Below are 7,964 nucleotides of genomic sequence, written 5' to 3'. Positions count from 1 at the left end.
CATCGGACAGCGCCGCCGATCTGTTTGGGGATTGGGACATCCCAGAAACCCCATCGGACGAAGACCTAAACGAACTTTTTAGTCTAGAAGAAGCGACGGTTGACGATGATTTTTCATCAGCAACTCTGGCAGAAACCGAATGGGATTTGGATGCACCCCGACAAAGCGGGGATGAGTTTGCTGATTTAGAAGCCATGCTGGATGGGGAAACCTCAGCCGCATTACCCAGTGCAAGCAGCGATGAGTTTGCTGATTTAGAAGCCATGCTGGATGGGGAAACCTCAGCCGCATTACCCAGTGAAAGCAGCGATGAGTTTGCTGATTTAGACGCAATGCTGGCTGATACTCCCTCACAAACCGAGTCGTTGGAGGATTTAGAATCCCTCTTAGGCGACCAGGAAGCAACTCAAGAGGTAGCTCAAACTCCCCAATCTCACACTAAAGATGACCTAGATCAAGAGTTGGAAGCCCTCCTCCAGGACGCTGATAAATCCATAGGAGGTCCAACCACAACCAATACAGGTTCACGACAAACCGCCCCTTTACCCAGTCGGCGACCGCCTCGGATATTTGAGCAGACGATGCGAGTTCCGGTTAAGCACCTGGATAGTCTCAATAACTTGGTGGGAGAACTGGTCGTCAGCCGTAATAGCTTAGAACAAGATCAAGAGCGTCTGCGGCAATTCTTGGATAATTTACAGCATCAAGTCTCAGCGTTGAGCGATGTCGGGGCGCGGATGCGGGATTTGTATGAGCGATCGCTGCTGGAAAGTTCTCTGTTAGCCAGTAGTCAAAGTCAACAGCGCTCTCGTTCTTTATTTGGGTCAGAGAATACTGCACCTGCACCAACAAATTCGGATTCGGATTCGGATTCTGAATCGCCTGAAGACTATCATCCCTTGGAAATGGATCGCTTTACTGGCTTCCATTTACTCTCCCAAGAGATGATTGAGTTAATCGTGCAAGTACGGGAGTCGGCGTCTGATGTGGAATTCTTGGTCGATGAAACCGATCAGGTGGCTCGCAACTTGCGACAAGTGACCACGCAACTCCAAGAAGGACTGACGCGATCGCGCATGGTACCGTTTGCGAATGCGGCTGACCGTTTAACTCGTCCGGTGCGGGAAATTTCGATCAAGTTAAACAAGGAAGCCCAACTGCAAGTGGACGGTCGAGAAACCTTGCTCGACAAAATGATCCTGGAACACCTGTATGATCCCTTAACTCACTTGGTCAATAATGCCATGACCCATGGCATTGAATCCCCAGACGAACGGCAAGCGATCGGTAAACCGGCTGTGGGTCAAATTAGCCTGCGAGCGTTCCACCAAGGAAACCAAACGGTGATTGCCATTACTGACGACGGCGCGGGTATTGACCCAGAACGGATTAAACGTAAGGCAATTGAGAAGAAACTACTCACCCCAGCCGAGGCGAAAAACCTAACCAATACAGAGTTATATGACTTTCTCTTCCACCCCGGTTTTAGTACCAAAGACGAAGCCAGTGAATTCGCCGGACGGGGTGTGGGGATGGATGTGGTTCGCACCAGTTTGAGCGAAATTCGGGGTGCCATCTACATTGATTCGCAGTTAGGAAAAGGCACAACCTTTACCATTCGTCTCCCCTTAACCCTGAGTATTTGTAAAGCCCTATGTTGTCTGAGCGATCGCGCTCGCATTGCCTTCCCCATGGATGGGGTAGAAGATATGTTTGATGTGCCTCAGGATCGCTTACAAAAAGATGCTAACGGTCAAGTCGGGGTCTCCTGGCGGGACACGTTACTCTCGGTGCAACCCCTGAGTGAGTTGCTCTCCTACAACCGTTCAATTAGTCGGGGTAATGTTTATGGGGGTAAGCGAGAAGACGACCTCGTCTCAATTGTAGTGCTACGCAGTTCTGGGACATTCATTGCCATCGAAGTGGATCAGGTCTTAGGTGAACAGGAAATCGTGATTAAACAACTCGAAGGTCCTCCGCCTAAACCCATTGGCATTGCTGGGGCGACTGTCTTAGGAGATGGTCGGATCATGCCCATTGCTGATGTGTTAGAACTGATTGACCTCGCCAGTGGACGCCTGCGGAAAGACAGCGTGACGATTTGGTCGAGAGGGGACAGCGAAGGTGCAGGAATTGAGGAAGCCCCAGAAACGCCCCATGAGCCACTGGTTCTGATTGTGGATGACTCGATTACCGTTCGGGAACTCCTGTCAATGACCTTCTCCAAAGCGGGTTATCGGGTGGAACAATCCCGCGATGGTCAAGAAGCCTGGGATAAACTGCGGTCAGGTTTACCCTGTGATATCATATTCTGCGATATCGAAATGCCGAGAATGGATGGATTGGAACTCCTCTCTCGACTCCAGAAAGACGAGAATCTCAGCCAGTTACCCATTGCCATGCTCACCTCGCGTGGGGCAAAACGACATCGGCAAATGGCGGCACAACTTGGCGCGAGTGGTTACTTTACCAAACCCTATCTGGAAGATGTGCTACTCGATGCCGCCCAACGGATGATTCAGGGTGAAGTTTTGTTTAGTGGTAGTGAGGCGTGAGTGTGTAGGGGCGGGTTTTATAGCAGAAGGCAGAAGGCAGAAGGCAGAAGGCAGAAGGCAGAAGGCAGAAGGCAGAAGGTTGATTATTGATACTTCGCCGTTTCAGCCGTTCACTATGTCCTAACCTTAATCGCAACCGCTATACTACTATCGTTCACGAAAGTATCCGGATGTAACTAAACCCGCCCTGACTGCTGTATCCAGACTGAAACAATCAGTTGGGTTCTGTTCCTCAACCCAACCAACCCAAGTAAATTGGTATCATGCAGACCAGAAATTCTTCCTCCATCACCCATCTCCAATCATCAATCCCCACTGTCCTGAAAGCCTGGGCGATCGCCTTCTGTTTTTGGGGATTCTCTGGAAGTATGCCAGCTCAAGCTGAGGATATCGATCTGAAAGTGGGTGTAGTGCAGCGGTTTGGCTCAGAACCCACTGACGAACTCACCCTGAAAGCCACACCTGGGGATAGCCTAAGTTTGCGGTTTTTGGCAGGAGATATGCAACCCCAAACCTTGGAAACCGATCAGGTGACGCTGGAAGTGGCGACGCAACCCTTATCCCAACCCCTTTTAGCTGAACATTTAGTTCTCAGCGATCACGCCACCTTTGAAACCGCCGAAGATGCGGCAAATCAATGGCGTTCACGGGGGATTCAGGTGGAAGTGGCACAGCCGGAACGATGGCAAGTTTGGGCGAAACGGGATGTCTATCAGACGCCCCTGCTGCGACGCCTGTTACTACAAAGTTTGCAAGCTCAAGGATTTAACACGGTTCGACTGGAAAGTCAAGTCCTACCCCAAGTGCCGCGAGTCTCGTTTGTGGTCGATGGCTATCGCTATAATCGCCAATGGATCGAAATTGACTCGGAGAATGATTTAATCCAGGTCACTCGTGGTGAAAATAGGCGCAACCCGCGTCTGTATGGGGGGAGTCTGAAAATCCAACCCAATGCTTACGGGACGTATACCCTGGTCAATGACGTTCCCTTGGAAACCTATTTGCGCGGTGTTGTCCCCCATGAAATTGGACCTGGCGCCCCCTATGCTGCTGTAGAAGCCCAAACCATTATTGCTCGCACCTACGCCCTTCGCAATCTGCGTCGATTTACCGCTGATGATTACCAACTCTGTGCCAATACCCATTGTCAAGTCTATCGGGGACTCACAGGAACCGTTCCTACGGCTGACCGTGCGATCGCCAAAACTCAGGGGTTAGTCTTAACCTATAAGAATGAGCTAGTAGACGCCTTATATTCCTCCACCTCTGGCGGTGTCACCGCACCCTTTAGTGATTCCTGGAATGGGTCAGAACGTCCGTATTTAAAAGCCGTGATTGACTCACCCCAGCCGATTTGGGATTTATCGGAGAAGCCTTTAGGGAATGAACAACACTTTCGCGAATTCATTACCTTGAAAAAAGGGTTCAATGAAAGTGGTCGATCCCCGTTCCGGTGGCGGGTAGAAAACTCCCTGGAACAGATTCAGAGCGATTTGCGGCGCTACCTGGAACGAATCAAACATCCCCTAGCCGAGTTTACCACCATCCAACAGATGCAAGTCGTCAAGCGATCGCCCGCCGGACGCATTCTCCAGCTAAATGTGCAAACGGATAAGGGTGTGGTTGAACTCCAGAAAAATGAAATCCGTAGTGCCTTTTATCCACCACGCAGTACGCTGTTTTACCTAGAACCCCTTTACAGTGGTGATCAAGAGGATAAAATTCTTAAGGGCTATGCTTATGTCGGTGGCGGCTTTGGACATGGCGTGGGTTTGAGCCAATATGGTTCCTATAATTTAGCGAATCTCGGTTGGTCAGGGGAGGATATTCTCAAGTTTTATTATCCAGGAACTCAAGTTCAACCCTTAAGTGATTCCATTGTTTTTTGGCAAGAACCGGGGAATAAGTAGGTGGGGGAAATTAAAGTTAACGGTGGGGATCGTCTAAGACTATCAACTTACAATGTAACTCTAGGTCACTGAAAATGTTACAGACACCCAATAAACCCTTGACTCTGGCAGAGTTTCTCAAGCTACCCGAAACCAAGCCAGCCAGGGAGTACATTGACGGTCAAATCATCCAAAAACCGATGCCACAGGGAGAACATAGTACCATTCAAGGCGAACTGATTATTTCAATTAATGCTACCGTTAAGCCTAAAAAAATTGCCCGCGCTTTCCCCGAACTGCGATGTACATTTGGCGGGAAGTCAATTGTGCCAGATGTAGCCGTATTTACCTGGGAAAGAATTCCTCGCCAGGAAAATGGTCGTATCGCCAATGTATTTGAAATCGCACCAGATTGGCTCATTGAAATCCTATCACCTGATCAAAGCGCCACGAAAGTCATTAAAAAGATTCTGCGGAGTCTTCAGTATGAAACCCAAATGGGTTGGCTGATTGATCCAGATGAACAGACGGTATTTGTCTATTTGCCACAGCAACAACCCCAAGTGTTTGATCAACCCCACGAGTTGCTTCCGGTTCCGGCTTTTGCCCGTGAATTTCAACTCACGTTAGGCGATCTATTTGCCTGGTTATTAGAATAGGAATATAGGAGAGTTTGTCGTCAAAATGTGCCTCGCTTATGGCACTAAAGTGCCTACTACAAACCTTCATGTCACGTCCTGAATTAACTTTTCCAAATAACCTTGAGCTTCATCAGGCGACATCAGTAACGCCTCACCCTGACGCAGAATTTCATATTTACCCCTATGATAACCATGACCTGCAATTAGCCCCAACTGAACCGCTTGATTCCCCAATTGGGTCAACTTGTTAATACTAATTGAATCCAACTCTTGATTAAGTTTTTGTCTGATAAAATCTTCGTTCATCGTCTTCTCCGCGATAAAGGATAACCAACTCGCACAAATTTAGAATGTCTAAACCAATCAACAATCACCCCTTTAAATCGATATTCTCGGACCCACATACTGATTAAACGTCGGACTATCGGGTTCAGTATCCACAATCAGCGGACTTTCTGCACCATCAACCAACAAGCGAACTAAATAGCGTCCTGCTTTCATCCGTTCCACCGGGAAAGACACCCAAATTACATCCGTTTGGCGAGGAGACGCTTCAAACAAATAAGCCGCCGGTTGATTCGTGTCAATCTCATTCAGGGCTAACAGGACACGCTGCTTTTTGCCTACGGTTAAATTGGAACGTACCCGTACTTCCGCATACCGTAGATCTTCATCATCGACCTCTTTTTTAGACACCGTGGTTTTGGTAATCGTGGGACGAATCACTAACGGGGATACATTCGACTGAATACTAGAAACAAAGCTTTGCGGCTGACTAACCGTTTGCATCTGACCCCCATTCCCACTTGTCTGACTCGCCCCATTACCATTACTCGAGGTGGGTGGCATCACTTTTGCCAGACGATGCACCACTTGCAGACTATGCATTCCCGCCTGTAACGAATCAGTAGGGATAGAGGACAGGGGTAATACAATTTGGGTATCGGTAATTTCACTGGGGGTGACTTCCATTTCCCCAATCCAAACTTGGGTGATATCGCTTTTTAAATGGTTTCCTTGAATTAACACCGTACTGTCAGCTAATATGGGTTCCAATCGTCCAGCTTGAGAAATGATCCGATCTATTTTAGGCTGATTGGTAAAGGGAACAATCCCATCTAAGGAACGAGCGCGTACTGGCAAAGGTCTCTTGCCAGCTTCTTGCCCTTCCAGCATAATTACCCTAGCCCGATACGCCACCGATAACAAGTAAGTGGTTTGGAAAAAAGCTGACCAGGCTTTGGATAAATCTTCTAGGGACAAATCGAGGGGCCACAGGGAGATTTCTTGGATCTGATCCGGTAAGTCAGACTCTAATAAATAGTGATAGGTAGAATCATGGAGAGTCCGCTCAATCCTCTCTTTTTTCAGAGTACGCCAGTCGTTAAGACCACCCATCACACTACCCATCAACCGTTGCGGTTGTAAGTCGTTGTCATTGCCGTAGAAACTGATCATGTAATGTAAGTCTAGGGCAGTTTGCGATCGCTTAGCACCTGGGTTTCTCCGACTGCGGGCTTGTACTTCAGCCTGTTGACGCCACGCATGGTTAATCTGAACCTGGTAGAGAAAGACATTCACACCCACTTGGGGAGTCGCTGTTCCCACTTCATTCGGTCGTAGTGTGGTCACCGTCGCCCCACTAAGATCATCCTGAATCGACGTCTGTACGATTCGTTGTAGAGTGGCGGTTACGGTAGCAATGGCTAGAGAATTACTCATGATGATGACTCAGAGGTTTCCACGGTTGACGATTGACAGTTAGAATTTAATCTGCCATGACACGCTTGAAATAACTGACCTGATCCACAGGGACAGGGGCGAGTGCTAACACCTTGAGCAAATAAGGGATTAAAGGAAGGCAGATCATCAAAATAACCAACTGGTGGCTCAGTATCCACAAGCACTTGAGCTTGGTCTAACTCAGGGATAGACTCAATCAACTGTGACCCTATTTTTACCTGAACAGCGGTTTCTGACAAGAGGAAGGCAAATTGATGGTCATTTTGCAACACTTGGATTCGTTCCAGGATTTCCGGCAACTGAAGCGGCGGACTATTTGTCGCCAGTACAACGGTATTCCCCACCTCTAAGGGACAAAGATAAACCTGGGCAAATACGGCTTGAATGGTTTTTACTTTGTCAGCATAAAACCGTTCTCGTTGAAACAGATTAACCGCCAAAATCCCATTCTCGGACAAGTGATTTTGGCAGAGTTGATAAAATTCTTGAGTGGCTAACCGATAAGGCGTGTAACCGTTGCCGATAATGGTATCGGTGAAAATAATATCGTAACGAACATCAGGGTTTTGGTTGGCGAGATAGTCTCGTCCATCTTGGAGGATAACCTTGAGGCGTTGATCAAAAGGGACACCAAAAAAGTCTTTGGCAATCTCAATTAAAAGGGGTTCAATTTCGGTACATTCAATCTGAACCTGGGGAAAGTAGTGATGCAAAACTACCGGAATTCGACCCCCAGCAAATCCAGCGCAATAGACTCGTTTAGGTTGAGGTTGCCAAACTAAGCTGAGTAGCATGGCTTGGCTGTAAGGGGAGATTAAGTTCAGCGGATTCTTAAAATCAAGCTGAGATTGGACAAAATCTGAGGTTAAATAATCCCGGTCAATCAAGGCAACTCGGATGATAGATTGGCTTTTTTCCACCATGACAAAGTGAACCCCGGATGGCTTAAACAGTAGACATCCGTCGGGTTGCGCCTGTAGCCAATCTAGTCGTTTGTCATTAGTCATTAGTCATTAGTCATTCGTCATTCGTCGTTCGTCATACCAAATCCGGGTTAGCTACCCCCTTTATAACCCAGTCCGCGCAGGCGGACTTGGTTTGTGTAGCAGCGATTTCAATCGCCGTGGCAAAAGGGG

Annotated in this window: 7 protein-coding genes; 4 read left to right on the top strand and 3 right to left on the bottom strand. The window is 48.1% G+C overall.

The window, feature by feature from the left end:
- From RIE73_RS37985 to RIE73_RS37970, 4 genes are all read left to right on the top strand, one after another.
- Positions 1 to 2,555 (top strand): hybrid sensor histidine kinase/response regulator (locus tag RIE73_RS37985; RefSeq protein ID WP_446406098.1); only part of this gene is annotated, 2,555 nt, incomplete at its 5' end.
- Positions 2,539 to 2,679 (top strand): hypothetical protein, encoded by a 141-nt coding sequence (locus tag RIE73_RS37980; RefSeq protein WP_446406097.1) that lies wholly within the window; start codon positions 2,539 to 2,541, stop codon positions 2,677 to 2,679. The genes RIE73_RS37985 and RIE73_RS37980, both read left to right, overlap by 17 nt.
- A 139-nt stretch (positions 2,680 to 2,818) precedes the next feature.
- A complete protein-coding gene (locus RIE73_RS37975) occupies positions 2,819 to 4,465 on the top strand; it encodes a SpoIID/LytB domain-containing protein (RefSeq protein ID WP_446406096.1) in 1,647 nt (548 codons plus the stop codon).
- 74 nt (positions 4,466 to 4,539) lie between these two features.
- Positions 4,540 to 5,103, top strand: a complete 564-nt coding sequence (locus tag RIE73_RS37970; protein ID WP_446406095.1) for a Uma2 family endonuclease — start codon at positions 4,540 to 4,542, stop codon at positions 5,101 to 5,103.
- Positions 5,104 to 5,169: 66 nt separating this feature from the next.
- Here RIE73_RS37970 and RIE73_RS37965 read toward each other — a convergent pair whose 3' ends face one another.
- The 3 genes from RIE73_RS37965 to RIE73_RS37955 all read right to left on the bottom strand — a co-directional run bounded on the left by RIE73_RS37965 (position 5,170) and on the right by RIE73_RS37955 (position 7,835).
- Positions 5,170 to 5,391 carry a hypothetical protein gene (locus tag RIE73_RS37965; RefSeq protein ID WP_446406094.1) on the bottom strand — a complete coding sequence of 74 codons (222 nt, stop codon included), beginning with the start codon at positions 5,389 to 5,391 and terminating at the stop codon, positions 5,170 to 5,172.
- A 72-nt stretch (positions 5,392 to 5,463) separates the two neighbouring features.
- Complete coding sequence (locus RIE73_RS37960) at positions 5,464 to 6,807, bottom strand: DUF4255 domain-containing protein (protein WP_446406093.1); 1,344 nt, start codon at positions 6,805 to 6,807, stop codon at positions 5,464 to 5,466.
- Positions 6,804 to 7,835 (bottom strand): fused MFS/spermidine synthase, encoded by a 1,032-nt coding sequence (locus RIE73_RS37955; protein ID WP_446406092.1) that lies wholly within the window; start codon positions 7,833 to 7,835, stop codon positions 6,804 to 6,806. Before RIE73_RS37955 ends, RIE73_RS37960 begins: the two co-directional genes overlap by 4 nt.
- Between the last annotated feature and the right edge of the window lie 129 nt (positions 7,836 to 7,964).

It is taken from the genome of Coleofasciculus sp. C1-SOL-03, assembly GCF_040220555.1.
Classification (GTDB): domain Bacteria; phylum Cyanobacteriota; class Cyanobacteriia; order Cyanobacteriales; family Coleofasciculaceae; genus Coleofasciculus.
Note: the sequence above shows the minus strand (reverse complement) of the source record. Positions and strands in the feature narration are given on the sequence as shown.

Excerpts from the sequence above, each read along its gene's own strand:
- RIE73_RS37960 (WP_446406093.1), bottom strand. The coding sequence starts at position 6,807 with ATGAGTAATTCTCTAGCCATTGCTACCGTAACCGCCACTCTACAACGA.
- RIE73_RS37970 (WP_446406095.1), top strand. The coding sequence starts at position 4,540 with ATGTTACAGACACCCAATAAACCCTTGACTCTGGCAGAGTTTCTCAAG.
- RIE73_RS37955 (WP_446406092.1), bottom strand. The coding sequence starts at position 7,835 with ATGACTAATGACAAACGACTAGATTGGCTACAGGCGCAACCCGACGGA.
- RIE73_RS37965 (WP_446406094.1), bottom strand. The coding sequence starts at position 5,391 with ATGAACGAAGATTTTATCAGACAAAAACTTAATCAAGAGTTGGATTCA.
- RIE73_RS37975 (WP_446406096.1), top strand. The coding sequence starts at position 2,819 with ATGCAGACCAGAAATTCTTCCTCCATCACCCATCTCCAATCATCAATC.